We start from the raw sequence: 13177 nt of genomic DNA on the forward strand, positions 1-13177 counted from the left end.
CGCATGATTTCACCGGCACCGAAGATCGTCCAGTAAGTGCGTACTTAGTAAGTTAGTCCATGCTTAGTATTAGTTGCCCGATTCCGGACATGCCTGGTCATGTGCACCGCCCGGGGTCTGTCAGGATGGAGTCATGGGTCAGCCGGTCGAGCGGGAAATGGGAGAAGCAGCGGCGTCCGAGCTTCCACCGGGGCAGCGACTGCAACGGGGCTGGCCCGTCACACACTACGGCCCTGTCCCCAAGTTCCGGCCCGAACGCTGGGAGTTCGGCGTCTTCGGCGCCACCGCCGACGGTGCCAAGCACTCCTGGAGCCACGAGGAGTTCACGGCCCTGCCGTACACCACCGTCGTGGCCGATCTGCACTGTGTGACGAAGTTCAGCATGCTCGGCGCGGAGTGGGGCGGAGTCCCCGCCCGGACCCTCCTGGAGATCGCGCCGCCCGCAGCCGACGTCACCCATGTGATGGTGTGGGCCGAGTACGGCTTCAGCTCCAATCTGCGCCTCGCCGACTTCGCCTCCGAGCGCGCGATCTTCGCCACCCACAAGGACGGCGAACTGCTCACCGCCGAGCACGGCTTCCCGCTCCGCCTGGTCGTCCCGCACCTCTACGCCTGGAAGGGGCCCAAGTGGGTCCGCGGCGTCGAGTACATGACCGCCGACCGTCGCGGCTTCTGGGAGGAGCGCGGCTACCACAACGTCGGCGACCCCTGGAAGGAACAGCGCTACTCCTACCAGGAGCGGCCGGGTGACGGCCCGGAGCTGTGACCGGGTGACGGTCAGTGGTGGTACTGGTGCACCACGGCGTGTCCCTTGCCGCGGCCGATCATCCACTTGTTGACCGGCACTGTGACGACGAAGGCGATGACCAGCGAGATCGCCAGCGAGGCCCAGAACAGGACGTCGGCCAGCTCCGCGTCCATCGCGTCCGGCCACAGCGCGATCACCCCGTTGTCGATCAGCTCCATCACCGCGATCGACAGCGTGTCCGCGGCCAGCGCCACCCGCAGTGCGGCCCGGAAGCCGAGGCCGGCCTTCAGGACCCCGCGCAGGGTGAGCGAGTAGCCGAAGAAGAACGCCAGGACGATCGCCAGAACGGTGGTCGGCAGGTTGTCCCAGCCGAGCGCCGTGCCGATGACCATCCCGAGCACCTCGCCGATGGCGCAGCCGGTGAGGCAGTGGAGGGTGGCCTGGACCGCGGGGGCCCATCCGTGCGATGTGTGCCGCTCGTGCTGCTCCATGGGTCTGGCATACCCCCCAGGGGTATTACTATGCTTCGGTCGTCGCTTCAGTTGTCGCTTCAGTCGTCGCTTCGTCGTCCCGGAGTTTCTTCAGCTTCTCCACGTCCGCCGCGTGCCCCTCCTTGCCGCCGGGCGTCTCGATGATCAGCGGTACGCCCTCCGTCGCCGGGTGGGTCATCAGCGCGCGGAACGGGTCCTCGCCGATGTGACCGGCGCCGATGTTCTCGTGGCGGTCCTTGTGGGCGCCGACCACGTCCTTGGAGTCGTTGGCGTGGATCAGCCGCAGCCGGCCCTCGCCGACGGTGTCCACCAGCAGGTCGAGCGTCTGGTGCATGCCGGACGGGCCGGTCAGGTCGTGTCCTGCGGCGAAGACATGGCAGGTGTCGAGGCAGACGCCGAGCTTCGGATGCGCGTCGAGCGCCTCGAAGTACGGCCCGAAGTCCCAGGTCCGGGAGCACAGGGAGGACCCCTGCCCGGCCGTCGACTCGAGCAGCAGGAACGGATCGTCGTCGTGGGTCAGCTCGTCCAGCAGCGGCAGCAGCCGCTCCCGTACCTGCTTGAGCGCCACGGACCGCTCCCGCCCGCCCGTCGCGCTTCCGGTGTGCACGACCACGCCCAGCGCGCCGATCGCCCGCCCCCGGCGCAGCGAGTGGCGCAGCGACTCCACCGACCTCTCCACCGTCGCCTCGGTGCGCGAGCCGAAGTTGATCAGGTACGGCGCGTGCACGTACGCCGGGATCGACCGGGCCGCGCACACCTCGCGGAACGCCTCGTCCTGCGCCGGGTTGCCGGCCGGGGTGGCCCAGCCGCGCGGGTTGGCGACGAACACCTGGACCGTCTCGGCCTTCAGGTCCTCGGCGTACGACAGCCCGACGGAGTGCAGCCCGCCGGCCACCGGGACATGCCCGCCGACGGGGTTGCGGGAGGGGAAGGGCTGTTTGCTCACCGGTTCAGGGTGTCATGCCCGCAACCCCGCCCGGTCACCGGATGGTGATGGTGATCGTCGACCCCTTGGGGGCCGTCTTGCCGCCCTTCACCGACTGCTTCTTCACGGTGTCGCCGAACAGCCCGAGCAGTCCGCGGTCCTCCTCGACCTTGAAGCCGGCCCCCTCCAGCGCGGTCTTCGCGTCGTCGACGCTGTCGCCGGTGACGTCCGGGACCTCGATCAGCTCGGGGCCCTTGGACAGCGTCAGCGTCACCGTGTCGCCGTCGGCGGCCTGGCTGTCCGCCTCCGGGGTCTGTGCCGCGACCTGGCCCTTGTCGAACTCGGAGTTGACCTGCTCGGCGGAGACCTCCACCTTCAGCCCGGCCTCCTCCAGGTCGGCCTTGGCGTCGGCCAGATCCTCGCCCGTGACGTCCGGGACGTCCACCGGGCTGCCCTTGCTGACGACGATCGCGACCGCGGAACCCGCGCGCCGCTCGGTGCCGGCCGCGGGTTCGGTGCTGATCACGAATCCGTCGGGGACGTCGTCGCTGAACTCCCGCGTCACCATCCCCGGCTCCAGCCCGTCGCCCTTCAGCAACTCCCTGGCCTTGTCGAGCCGCGAGCCGGTCGCGTCCGGCACCTTCACCGTCTCCGGTCCGTCCGAGACGGTGAGCGTGACGGAGTCGTGCTTGCGGATCTTCGCGCCCGGCTCCGGGTCCGTACTGATGACCGTGCCGCGCCGCACGGTGTCGCTGTAGGCGTGCTCGACCTCGCCGACCTCCAGCCCGGCCGCCTCCAGCCGCTGCTCGGCCTTGGCCTGCTGCTGCGTCAGCACGGCCGGCACCTTGGTGAACTGACCGGAGTTGATGTACCAGACGCCGGCCCCGAGCCCGAACACCAGCAGGACGGCACCGACCAGCGCGAGCAGCCCACGCCGGGGCCGCGCGGAACGCCGCCGGGGCGGCAGCGGAGGCGCGCTCTGGAACCGCGCGGTGTGGTTGAAGGACCCCTCCCCGTCGACCGGCTCGTTGACCGGCAGCGGGCGGGGTACGGTCAGCGACCGCGGAATGACACTCGTCCGGTCCTCGGCGTGGGGGTGCTCCGCGGCGAGGGCCTGCGGCGGCACCGCGTCCAGCTGCTCCTCGCGCAGCGCGGCCCGCGTCTCCCGCACGTGACCGAGCAGCGCGACGGCATCGTAGGGCCGGACCGCCGGAGTGCGGGCGGTGGCCGACGCGACGACCTCGTCCAGCTCGAACGCCAGCCCCGGTACGACGGCGGAGGGCGCGGGAACGTCCTCGTGGAGATGCTTGTAGAGCACGATCGCGGGGGAGTCGCCGTCGTGCGGCTTCTCCCCGGTGAGCATCTCGTAGAGCACGACACCGCACGCGTACACGTCGACCCGGGGGTCGGCGGCAGCGGGAGTCTCGATCTGCTCGGGCGCGAGATACGCGACGGTCCCGAGCACCGCCCCGGTGGTACTGGTGACGGTGTCCACGGACCGCACCAGCCCGAAGTCGGCGACCTTGACCCGCCCGTCATCCCCTATCAACACGTTCTCGGGCTTCATGTCCCGGTGCACGAACCCGGCCCGGTGCGCGGCACCGAGCGCGGCCAGCACGGGCTCCAGGATGTCCAGCGCGGCCCTCGGCGCCAGCGCGCCGCGCTCCCGCAGCACGTCCCGCAGCGTGCAGCCCGCGATGTACTCCATCGCGAGATACACATACGAGCTGTCGGCACCCTGGTCGAACACCTGTACGACATTGGGGTGCGCGAGCCGGGCGACGGACTTGGCTTCCCTGATGAACCGCTCGACGAACGCTCCGTCGGCCGCGAGCGCCGGATGCATCACCTTGAGCGCGAGCACACGGTCGAGGCGGGTGTCCACGGCCCGGTAGACCGTGGCCATCCCGCCGACCGCGATCCGCGCATCGACGCGATACCGCCTGTCGAGCACCTGCCCGACCAGAGGGTCCTGAAGGGTCGTGTCCACGCAGCGAGTCTACGAGCCGCCACCGACAACCCCACCGCCTCCACCCCCGAGCAGCAGAACTGCAGCGCACCTGTAACGCGGCACACGCACGGCGGGGGGCGGCACCGATCGCGTACGACGGCGGGCCGGCCGCCGACGGGGCTGGGGCCCCACGGGCGACGTCCACCTCCCCGGCCGACTGGAAACAGGTGGTGCGTGGGTGGGGAAAATGCGCTAGAAAGCCGGGCGTTCGGGGTCCAGTGTCGCAAGACCGGTCGTGGGGGACGACGCCTCCGCGAAGTAGCGCCGGGGGATGCGGCCGGCCAGCCGGGCCGACCTTCCCGCCTCGACACCCGCCCGCATGGCGGACGCCATCAGCTCGGGGTCACGAGAGCGCGTCACCGCCGACGCCAGCATCACCCCCGCACACCCCAACTCCATCGCGAACGCCGCATCGGACGCCGTACCGGCCCCCGCGTCCAGAATCACCGGCACACCCGCGTGCTCGACGATCAGCTGAAAGTTGTGGGGGTTGCGGATCCCCAGCCCGGACCCGATCGGAGAGCCCAGCGGCATCACCGCGGCGCACCCCACGTCCTCCAGCTTCCGTGCCAGCACCGGATCGTCGTTCGTGTACGGCAGCACCGTGAACCCGTCGTCCACCAGCGTCTCCGCCGCCTCCAGCAACTCCACCGGATCCGGCAGCAACGTCCGCTCGTCGGCGATGACCTCCAGCTTCACCAGGGACGTCCCCAGCGCCTCCCGCGCCAGCCGGGCCGTCAGCACCGCCTCCCCGGCCGTGAAACACCCCGCGGTGTTCGGCAGCACCCGGATCCCGAGCCGTTCGAGCACGGACAGCACGGAGCCCCGTACCCCCGGGTCCACCCGCCGCATCGCGACCGTCGTCAGCTCCGTCCCGGACGCGACGAGCGCCCGCTCCAGCACCTCCAGGCTGGGCGCACCCCCCGTCCCCATGATCAGCCGGGACGAGAACGACGTACCGCCGAGAGACAGAAGATCGTCGGCCATGGCGCTCAGCCTCCCTGCACGGCGGTGAGGACTTCCACCCGGTCGCCCTCGGAGAGCGCCGTACCGGCCCACTCCGCGCGCGGGACGACGGTTTCGTTGAGCGCGGCGGCCACCCCGGAGGGGGCCGGCGTCAACGACCGTACGACGCTGTCGAGCGCCGTACCGGGGGCGACCGCACGGGACTCACCGTTCACCGAGATGTTCACCGAGATGTTCACCGGGACGTTCATGCGCGCTGCTCCGTGAGAACGGCGGCGCCGAAACGCCGGGGCGTGAAGGGACGGGCCTCGTCGGGGAGTTCACCCGTGGCGAGGGCGTGCGCCAGCGCGTCACCGGTGACCGGTGTCAGCAGCACCCCGTTGCGGTAGTGCCCGGTCGCCAGCAGCAGCCCGTCCAGCTCGGTGGGACCGAGCAGCGGCGCGTTGTCGGGCGACCCGGGCCGCAACCCCGCGCGCGTCTCCGTCAGGGGCAGCTCCGTGATCCCCGGCACCAGTTCGTGCGCGTCGCGCAGCAGCTCGTACACGCCCCCCGCCGTCACCGTCGTGTCGAAGCCCAGCTCCTCGCTCGTGGCCCCCACGACCAGCTCGCCGTTCTCGCGCGGCACCAGATACACCTGGCTGCCGCGTACCACGGCCCGCACGGTCCGGCTCAGGAACGGCGCGTTCCGGGGCGGCACGGTCAGCCGCAGCACCTGCCCCTTCACCGGCCGCACGGGCGGCAGTACGTCCTCCGGGACCCCCGCGAGGCGTCCGCTGAGGCTGCCGCCCGCGAGTACCACCTGCCCCGCCCCCAGCGCCGTACCGTCCCGCGTCACGACCCCCGCGGCCCGCCCGCCGACGACGGACAGCCGCTCCGCCCATGCCCGGTGGAAGACCACACCCGCCCGCTCGCAGGCGACGACCAGCGCGTCGGCCAGCCGCCGAGGGTCGATCTGGTGGTCGCCGTCCACCCGCAGCCCGCCCCGCACCCCCGGCGCGAGCATCGGCTCCAGGCGCCGGCACTCGCGCCCCGACAGCCACTCCGAGGCCAGCCCCGACTGCGCCTGGAGCGTGTGCAGTTCCCGCAGGTGGGCGCGGTCGTCGGCGTCCAGCGCCACCGCGAGCGTGCCGCACCGGCGGTAGCCGAGGCCGTGCCCGGCCGCCTCCGTCAGCTCGGCCACGAAGTCCGGGTAGCGCCTGGCCGAGGCCAGGTTCAGGCCCAGCAGGGTCTGCTCGCCGTAGTGCAGTTCGGTGACGGCGGCCAGCATCCCGGCCGCCACGCGCGCGGCCCCGCCGCCCGGCTCCGGGTCCACCACCGCCGTGGCGAACCCGCGCTGCGCGGCCCGCCACGCCGTGACGAGCCCGATGATCCCGCCCCCCACGACGAGGACGTCCGAGGTGTGTGTACGCGACATGGGCGTCCAGCCCCTCCCTTCGCCGGCATGACCCGGATCAGGTTCGTACGGTCGGAGGCCGCCAGCCTCCCTCTCAGCCCGGTGCGTCCGGGCTCCCGCGAGTGCTCTACGTCGGCCACCCTAGTCCCACCCCGCACGCCGCAGTAAGGGAGCCTCCGTCCATGGTCCGTCCGCTCGAAGGCCTCGTCCTCGCCCCTGTCGCCGACCAGGCGCCGGGCCAGGTCGGCACCCGCACCCGCTTCGCCTACCACGAGCGGGACGGCGTCATCTGGGCGGACTACGCGGGCGGCGACGTCGTACGCGGGCATCTGGTGGGTACCCGGGAGGGGGACCGGCTCGACTTCAGGTACGTCCAGCTCGGGCACGACGGGACCACGTCCTGCGGCCACTGCGCGTCCACGGTCGTCGAACTGCCCGACGGGCGACTGCGCCTCGAGGAGACCTGGGAGTGGGAGTCCCGGCACGGCAGCGGTATGAGCGTTGTGGAGCAGGTCACGGAGCACGACGACTGATTGACTATCCGTCAGTTGACGTTGTTGATTCAGTCTATGGTGATCAGGTGAGCGAGCTGACGAGCGAAGAAGGCAGTCCGGCGGGGCGGCGCGTGGTCGTCGTCGGCGCGGGGATGGCCGGCGTGCAGACCGCGGTCGCCCTGCGCGAACAGGGCTTCGACGGCGCGGTCACACTGATCGGGGCCGAACCCCACCAGCCCTACGACCGGCCCCCGCTCTCCAAGGCCGTCCTGCTCGGCAAGGCCGAGGGCTCCGCCTTCGACGTCGACTTCGAGAGCCTCGGCATCGAGCTGGTGCTCGGCCGCGAGGTGCTCGGTCTGCGCCCCGCCGACCGGACCCTGGACACCGAGGCCGGGCCCGTCCCGTACGACGTCCTGGTCCTCGCCACCGGCGCCGAACCGATCCGGCTGCCCGGCGCCGAGGGTGTGCCCGGCGTCCATCTGCTGCGCACCCTGGACGACGCCGAACGGCTGCGGCCCGTGCTCGTCCGGCAGCACGACATCGTGGTCGTCGGCGCCGGCTGGATCGGCGCGGAGTTCGCCACCGCCGCGCGCGAGGCCGGCTGCGCCGTCACCGTCGTCGAGGCCGCCGACCGGCCGCTCGCCGGCGTCCTGCCGGCCGAGGTCGCCGCCCCGATGGCCTCCTGGTACGCCGACAGCGGTGCCGTTCTGCGCACCCACGCGCGCGTGGCGCGTGTCGAGCCGGGCGCGGTCGTTCTCGACGACGGCACCCGGCTGCCCGCCGACTCCGTGGTCGTCGGGATCGGCGCCCGCCCCGCCACCGCCTGGCTGACCGGCTCCGGCGTCGAACTCGGCGCGCACCGCGAGGTGCTGGCCGACGACCGGCTGCGCACCTCCGTGCCGGACGTGTACGCCGTCGGCGACTGCGCGTCCTTCCCGTCCGGGCGGTACGGCGAGCGGCTTCTCGTCCACCACTGGGACAACGCCCTCCAGGGGCCGCGCACGGTCGCCGCGAACATCATCGGCTCCGCCACCGACGAGCCCCCGGCGGTCTACGACCCGGTGCCGTACTTCTGGTCCGAGCAGTTCGGCCGCTTCGTCCAGTACGCCGGCCACCACACCGGCGACGACACCCTGCTGTGGCGCGGCGACCCGGCGGGGCCCGCCTGGACGGTCTGCTGGCTGCGCGAGGACCGGCTCGTCGCGCTCCTCGCGGTCGGCCGACCCCGCGATCTGGCCCAGGGACGACGCCTCATCGACGCCGGTGCCTCGATGCGACCCGACCTGCTCTCCGACCCGGCCCGGCCCCTGAAGGCGGCGACCCGCTAGCCCTCCAGGAGGAGGCTCGGCTACCCACTGTCAGTCCGGGATGGCAGTCTTGGTGATGTGACCGAGATTGACGCAAAGATCGATGCCCTCGTCCCCGAGTGGCTCACCCTCCCCGACATCGCGGAGATGCTCGACGTGGAGGTGACGCGCGTGCGGCAGCTGGTCAAGGAGGGCCAGCTCATCGCCGTACGCCGTGGGGAGAACCGCGCGCTGCACGTCCCCGCCGCCTTCATCGACGTGGACAAGGTGGTCAAGGGCCTGTCCGGGACCCTCACGCTGCTGCGGGACGACGGCTTCACGGACGAAGAGATGATCGAGTGGCTCTTCACCCCCGACCCCACCCTGCCCGGCACCCCCGCGCAGGCGCTCAGCGAGAACCGCGGTACGGAGGTGAAGCGCCGCGCCCAGGCGCTCGCCGTCTGATCAGTATCTGTACGTTCTGATCAGCATCAGTGCGTTCTGATCAGTAGTAGTACGTTCGCCGCACACCAGGCGTACGGGGGCCCGCGGTCCCCGTACGCCACCGCCCCGGGGGGACACGTATGCCCGAAACCGCGCGCGCCCGTCTCGCCCGCGCCCGCCTCTACCTCTGCACCGACGCCCGCACCCGTCAGGGCGACCTTCCGGAGTTCCTGGACGCGGTCCTCGCGGCCGGCGTCGACATCGTCCAGCTGCGGGACAAGGGCATGGAGGCCGCCGAGGAACTCGAGCACCTGGAGGTGTTCGCCGACGCCTGCGCCCGGCACGGCCGGCTGCTCGCGGTCAACGACCGGGCGGACGTCGCCCACGCCGCCCGCGCCGACGTCCTCCACCTCGGCCAGGGCGACCTGCCGGTCCCGGCGGCCCGCGCGATCCTCGGCGACGAGATACTGACAGGCCGTTCCACACACGCCGAGGCGGAGGCGGAGGCCGCCGCCGTCCAGGAGGGCGTGGACTACTTCTGCACCGGCCCATGCTGGCCCACCCCCACCAAGCCCGGCCGTCACGCCCCCGGCCTCGGCCTGGTCCGCCACACCGCGGCCCTGGGCACCGACCGGCCCTGGTTCGCCATCGGCGGAATCGACCTCGCCAACCTCGACGACGTACTGGACGCGGGTGCCCGCCGGGTCGTGGTCGTCCGCGCGATCACCGAGGCGGACGACCCCGGCGCCGCGGCGGCCGAGTTCGCCAAGCGGCTGCGTCAGCAGTAGCCCGGCTTTCAACCGGTTTTCGGCCGCGACACGCGTCCGAAGGGTGGACAACAGGCCGACAATTCGGGCAAATATCCGACTTCCGGTTGGGTGACCGCACCAGCCTGACTAACCTGCGGGTATGGCCCTCGGAACCGCATCCACCAGGACGGACCGCGCACGCACCGTGCGTGACATCCTGGCGACCGGCAAGACGACGTACTCGTTCGAGTTCTACGCGCCGAAGACGCCGAAGGGCGAGCGGAGTCTGTGGAACGCGCTCCGCAGGGTCGAGGCGGTCGCCCCCGACTTCGTCTCCGTCACATACGGGGCCGGCGGATCGACCCGGGCCACCACGGTCCGTGAGACCCAGCAGATCGTCGTCGACACCACCCTCACCCCGGTCGCGCACCTCACCGCCGTCGACCACTCCCTCGCCGAACTGCGCAACATCATCGGCCAGTACGCCGACGCCGGGATCCGCAACATGCTCGCCGTGCGCGGCGACCCGCCCGGCGACCCGATGGGCGAGTGGGTCCCGCATCCGCAGGGCCTCACCTACGCCGCCGAACTCGTCCGGCTCATCAAGGAGTCGGGCGACTTCTGCGTCGGCGTCGCCGCCTTCCCCGAGATGCACCCGCGCTCCGAGGACTGGGACCGGGACGTCACCCACTTCGTCGACAAGTGCCGGGCCGGCGCCGACTACGCCATCACACAGATGTTCTTCCAGCCCGAGTCCTACCTGCGCCTGCGCGACCGCGTGGTCGCGGCCGGCTGCGAGACCCCGGTCATCCCCGAGATCCTTCCGGTGACGAGTGTGAAGATGCTGGAGAGGCTGCCGAAGCTCAGCAACGCGCACTTTCCGGCCGCCCTGAAAGAGCGGATCCTCACAGCGAAGGACGATCCGGCCGCTGTACGCTCGATGGGGATCGAGTTCGCCACGGAGTTCTGCGCCCGGCTGCTGTCCGAGGGAGTCCCCGGACTGCACTTCATCACGCTCAACAACTCCACGGCGACGCTGGAAATCTACGAGAATCTGGGCCTGCACCATCCTCCGCAGGCCTAGACCGGTCGCACCCACATACGACACACTGCGTAGCGGCCACTGGGAGAGGGGCGTACATGGGCTGGACGGTCCTCTACATCGCGTTCGGCATCGTCGCGCTGTGGTTGCTCGGCGAGGTGCTGCTGCAGTACAAGGCGCGGCTGCGCTGGCGGGTGCTCGCGTTCGTCGGCTTCCTCGGCGTCGTGGTCGGTGTCCTGATTGCGTCGGTCGTCGTCATCGGCCTGGGCGCGATCGCCTTCGCCGTCGGCCAGACCTACGTCACGCTGTCGTTCCGGCGCGGCTTCGCCGAGGGCTGGGCCGTCCGCCGGATGGACGAGGGTGACGGCCCCCTGGCCAAGCGCCGCCGCGGCAAGGGCGACGACGAGAACCCCGATCCCGAGGCCGACGGCCCGGATGCCTCGGTCACCGCCGGTTACGCCGACGCCGCCTTCGACGGGTACGGCCAGCAGAAGGATCCCTTCGCCGAGCGCGGCTCCTACGGCGACGACGACTTGGACCGCGACGACGTGTTCACCCCCGCGGCCCGCTCCGCCCAGCCCGGCGCCGCCGAGAGCACGGCCGTCTACGAGCCGCAGCCCATGCCCGACGACACCAGCTCCTACGGCATATACAGCGACACCGCGTACGCGGCGGCCACCGGCCAGCCCCAGGACCAGTACGCGACGACCGCCCAGGGCGGCGCCGACCAGGGCTACGGGTACGACGGCTACGCCGGGTACAACCAGCAGCAGTACGGCTACGACACCACCGGCGAGCAGCAGTACGCCGCCTACTCCGACCCGTACATCGGCACCCAGACCTACGGCGGCGGCTCCTACGACGCCGGCTACGGCCAGCAGCAGTACGGGCAACAGGGTTACGGCCAGGACCAGTACGGCACCGGCGGCTACGGCGAGACCCCGGCCGGCGGTGTGTGGGTGCCGCAGCAGCGCAACACCGACGACCCGCTCGGCGGCGATCTGCCGCCCGACCAGCAGTACCCCTACCAGGGCGACGGCCAGCAGGGGCAGCAGGGCAACGGCTACGACGACCAGTACCGCTTCTGACGCGCGGTATCTGTTCGTACAGGCGGTTTGCGGCTCATGGCCCACTGCCCACTGCTCACTGAGAGCCGCGGAACTCCGGTCCCTCCACGATCAGTCCGGCCACCAGGGCGCCCGACATGCCCGCGTGGGGGAGTCCGCCGCCCGGGTGCGACCAGCCCCCGGCGGTGAACAGGCCCCGCAGCCCCGTGGAGTTCCCCGGGTGCAGCAGCCGCCCCCCGGCCCCGGCCAGCGCCGGCGCCGGTACGGCCCCGCCCGCCGCGCCGGTCTCCGCCGCGACATCGGCGGGGGTGCGCACCTCGCGCCACAGCACGCGGTCCCGCAGCCCGGGAACGGCCCGCTCGGTCATGGAGAGCAACGCCTCCACGTGCTCCTCGCGTATCTCGGCTCCGGCCGGGACCACCGCGCTGAGCGTGACCGCCTCGTGGTCGCCGTCCGGTACCAGGGCCGGGTCGTCCGGCCGCAGCACCGTGACCGTCGGCCGCTCCGGCACCCCCGGCGCCGTACCGAAGAGGCTCTCCAGCTCGCCCTCGCGGTCCCGGGTGTGCACCACCGTCCGGTGCGCGGTGCCCGGCGGGCGCCCGCCGCGCAGGGCGAGCAGCACCGTCAGCCGGCTGGGCAGGCCCCCCTGGGGCGCGGGCTCGCCCTCCCCGCGGGCGGCCAGTGTGCCGGGCGCGACCACGAAGTCCGCCTCGACGACCTCGCCTCCGGCCAGCTCCACCCCCGCCGCCCCGCCGTCCTTCTCCAGGACCCGGACGACCTCGGCGCCGAAGACGAACTCCACCCGGCGGGCCAGACACCGCTCGTACACCGCCCGGGCCAGCTCCCGCATCCCCCCGCGCACGTACCACGTGCCGAAGGCGTGCTCCATGTACGGCAGCACGGCCGCACTCGCCGGGGCGAGGCGGGGATCCAGGCCGTACGCGAGCGCGTGTCCCTCCAGGAGCGCGGCGAGCCGGGGGTCGCGCAGCTCCCAGGCGGCGACCTCGGCGAGGGTGCCGGCCCGACGGGTGCGCAGCAGGCGCTTGTGCGGGACCGCCGGGTAGGGCTCACGCTCCGCCAGCACCCGCCAGTCCGGCCACAGGGGCTCCTCCAGGAGCGGGCGGCGGGTGCGGTCCCAGGCCTCCCTGGCGCGGACCAGGAAGTCGCCCCAGCGCTGCCCGGTGCCCGAGCCCAGCGACTCGTCCAGCGCCGAAACGACGCCCGCGCGCGAGGCGTTCGGCAGGGACACCTCGGTGGAGTCCCCGAACACGTGCCGCGCTGACGGGTCGACCTGGACCAGCTCGACGCGGGACTCCAGGGGTTCCTTGCCGGTCTTGACGAACAGATCGCGCCAGACCGCGGGCAGCGTCAGCAGCCCCGGGCCGGTGTCGAAACCGAACCCCGCCCGCTCGAAGCGGCGCACCGCACCGCCGTACGTCTCCGTACGCTCGTACACCGCCACCCGGTGGCCCGCGACGGCCAGCCGGGCAGCGCACGCCAGCGCGCCCATCCCGGCGCCGATCACCGCAATCCGTGCCATGCCCGCGACTTTATCGGCCGC

The 13177-nt window shown here is 72.1% G+C and carries 14 protein-coding genes and 1 riboswitch; of the genes, 7 read left to right on the forward strand and 7 right to left on the reverse strand.

The window, feature by feature from the left end; translation table 11 throughout:
* The first annotated feature begins 133 nt into the window (after window positions 1-133).
* Complete coding sequence (locus ACFPIH_RS05590) at window positions 134-766, forward strand: sulfite oxidase-like oxidoreductase (RefSeq protein WP_381175431.1); 633 nt, start codon at window positions 134-136, stop codon at window positions 764-766.
* A gap of 11 nt (window positions 767-777) precedes the next feature.
* Here the strand turns inward: ACFPIH_RS05590 and ACFPIH_RS05595 are convergent, their stop codons facing one another.
* The 6 genes from ACFPIH_RS05595 to thiO all read right to left on the reverse strand — a co-directional run bounded on the left by ACFPIH_RS05595 (window position 778) and on the right by thiO (window position 6555).
* Complete coding sequence (locus tag ACFPIH_RS05595; RefSeq protein ID WP_381175429.1) at window positions 778-1239, reverse strand: DUF4396 domain-containing protein; 462 nt, start codon at window positions 1237-1239, stop codon at window positions 778-780.
* A 28-nt stretch (window positions 1240-1267) separates the two neighbouring features.
* Entirely contained in the window at window positions 1268-2185 is a 918-nt protein-coding gene (locus ACFPIH_RS05600) for a deoxyribonuclease IV (protein WP_381175427.1), read from the reverse strand.
* A 34-nt stretch (window positions 2186-2219) separates the two neighbouring features.
* Window positions 2220-4154, reverse strand: coding sequence for a Stk1 family PASTA domain-containing Ser/Thr kinase (gene pknB / locus ACFPIH_RS05605; protein WP_381175425.1), 1935 nt, complete (start codon window positions 4152-4154; stop codon window positions 2220-2222).
* Between the two features lie 213 nt (window positions 4155-4367).
* Window positions 4368-5162 (reverse strand): thiazole synthase, encoded by a 795-nt coding sequence (locus tag ACFPIH_RS05610; RefSeq protein ID WP_381175423.1) that lies wholly within the window; start codon window positions 5160-5162, stop codon window positions 4368-4370.
* Between the two features lie 5 nt (window positions 5163-5167).
* Window positions 5168-5368, reverse strand: coding sequence for a sulfur carrier protein ThiS (gene thiS / locus ACFPIH_RS05615; protein ID WP_381175573.1), 201 nt, complete (start codon window positions 5366-5368; stop codon window positions 5168-5170).
* 20 nt (window positions 5369-5388) lie between these two features.
* A complete protein-coding gene (thiO, locus tag ACFPIH_RS05620; RefSeq protein WP_381175421.1) occupies window positions 5389-6555 on the reverse strand; it encodes a glycine oxidase ThiO in 1167 nt (388 codons plus the stop codon).
* A riboswitch (TPP riboswitch) is annotated at window positions 6553-6664 on the reverse strand. It overlaps the preceding gene by 3 nt.
* A 52-nt stretch (window positions 6665-6716) precedes the next feature.
* Here thiO and ACFPIH_RS05625 point away from each other — a divergent pair.
* The 6 genes from ACFPIH_RS05625 (at window position 6717) to ACFPIH_RS05650 (ending at window position 11637) form a co-directional block, all read left to right on the forward strand.
* A complete protein-coding gene (locus ACFPIH_RS05625) occupies window positions 6717-7067 on the forward strand; it encodes an avidin-fold protein (protein WP_381175419.1) in 351 nt (116 codons plus the stop codon).
* 47 nt (window positions 7068-7114) lie between these two features.
* Window positions 7115-8356 carry an NAD(P)/FAD-dependent oxidoreductase gene (locus ACFPIH_RS05630; RefSeq protein ID WP_381175417.1) on the forward strand — a complete coding sequence of 414 codons (1242 nt, stop codon included), beginning with the start codon at window positions 7115-7117 and terminating at the stop codon, window positions 8354-8356.
* Window positions 8357-8413: 57 nt separating this feature from the next.
* The gene (locus ACFPIH_RS05635; RefSeq protein WP_381175415.1) at window positions 8414-8779 is read left to right on the forward strand and encodes an Rv2175c family DNA-binding protein; all 366 of its coding nucleotides are present in this window, start codon (window positions 8414-8416) and stop codon (window positions 8777-8779) included.
* 119 nt (window positions 8780-8898) lie between these two features.
* A complete protein-coding gene (gene thiE, locus ACFPIH_RS05640; RefSeq protein WP_381175413.1) occupies window positions 8899-9546 on the forward strand; it encodes a thiamine phosphate synthase in 648 nt (215 codons plus the stop codon).
* A gap of 121 nt (window positions 9547-9667) precedes the next feature.
* Complete coding sequence (metF, locus tag ACFPIH_RS05645; RefSeq protein WP_381175411.1) at window positions 9668-10591, forward strand: methylenetetrahydrofolate reductase [NAD(P)H]; 924 nt, start codon at window positions 9668-9670, stop codon at window positions 10589-10591.
* Between the two features lie 56 nt (window positions 10592-10647).
* Entirely contained in the window at window positions 10648-11637 is a 990-nt protein-coding gene (locus ACFPIH_RS05650) for an SCO2102 family sporulation regulator (RefSeq protein WP_381175409.1), read from the forward strand.
* Between the two features lie 55 nt (window positions 11638-11692).
* Here the strand turns inward: ACFPIH_RS05650 and ACFPIH_RS05655 are convergent, their stop codons facing one another.
* Complete coding sequence (locus ACFPIH_RS05655) at window positions 11693-13156, reverse strand: phytoene desaturase family protein (protein ID WP_381175406.1); 1464 nt, start codon at window positions 13154-13156, stop codon at window positions 11693-11695.
* Between the last annotated feature and the right edge of the window lie 21 nt (window positions 13157-13177).

Origin of the sequence: Streptomyces vulcanius (assembly GCF_042653945.1) — a bacterium.
GTDB lineage: Bacteria > Actinomycetota > Actinomycetes > Streptomycetales > Streptomycetaceae > Streptomyces > Streptomyces mangrovi.

Coding starts and splice junctions, on each gene's coding strand:
- ACFPIH_RS05590 (WP_381175431.1), top strand. CDS start 134: ATGGGTCAGCCGGTCGAGCGGGAAATGGGAGAAGCAGCGGCGTCCGAG.
- ACFPIH_RS05655 (WP_381175406.1), bottom strand. CDS start 13,156: ATGGCACGGATTGCGGTGATCGGCGCCGGGATGGGCGCGCTGGCGTGC.
- ACFPIH_RS05650 (WP_381175409.1), top strand. CDS start 10,648: ATGGGCTGGACGGTCCTCTACATCGCGTTCGGCATCGTCGCGCTGTGG.
- ACFPIH_RS05610 (WP_381175423.1), bottom strand. CDS start 5,162: ATGGCCGACGATCTTCTGTCTCTCGGCGGTACGTCGTTCTCGTCCCGG.
- ACFPIH_RS05625 (WP_381175419.1), top strand. CDS start 6,717: ATGGTCCGTCCGCTCGAAGGCCTCGTCCTCGCCCCTGTCGCCGACCAG.
- ACFPIH_RS05595 (WP_381175429.1), bottom strand. CDS start 1,239: ATGGAGCAGCACGAGCGGCACACATCGCACGGATGGGCCCCCGCGGTC.
- thiE (WP_381175413.1), top strand. CDS start 8,899: ATGCCCGAAACCGCGCGCGCCCGTCTCGCCCGCGCCCGCCTCTACCTC.
- metF (WP_381175411.1), top strand. CDS start 9,668: ATGGCCCTCGGAACCGCATCCACCAGGACGGACCGCGCACGCACCGTG.
- thiO (WP_381175421.1), bottom strand. CDS start 6,555: ATGTCGCGTACACACACCTCGGACGTCCTCGTCGTGGGGGGCGGGATC.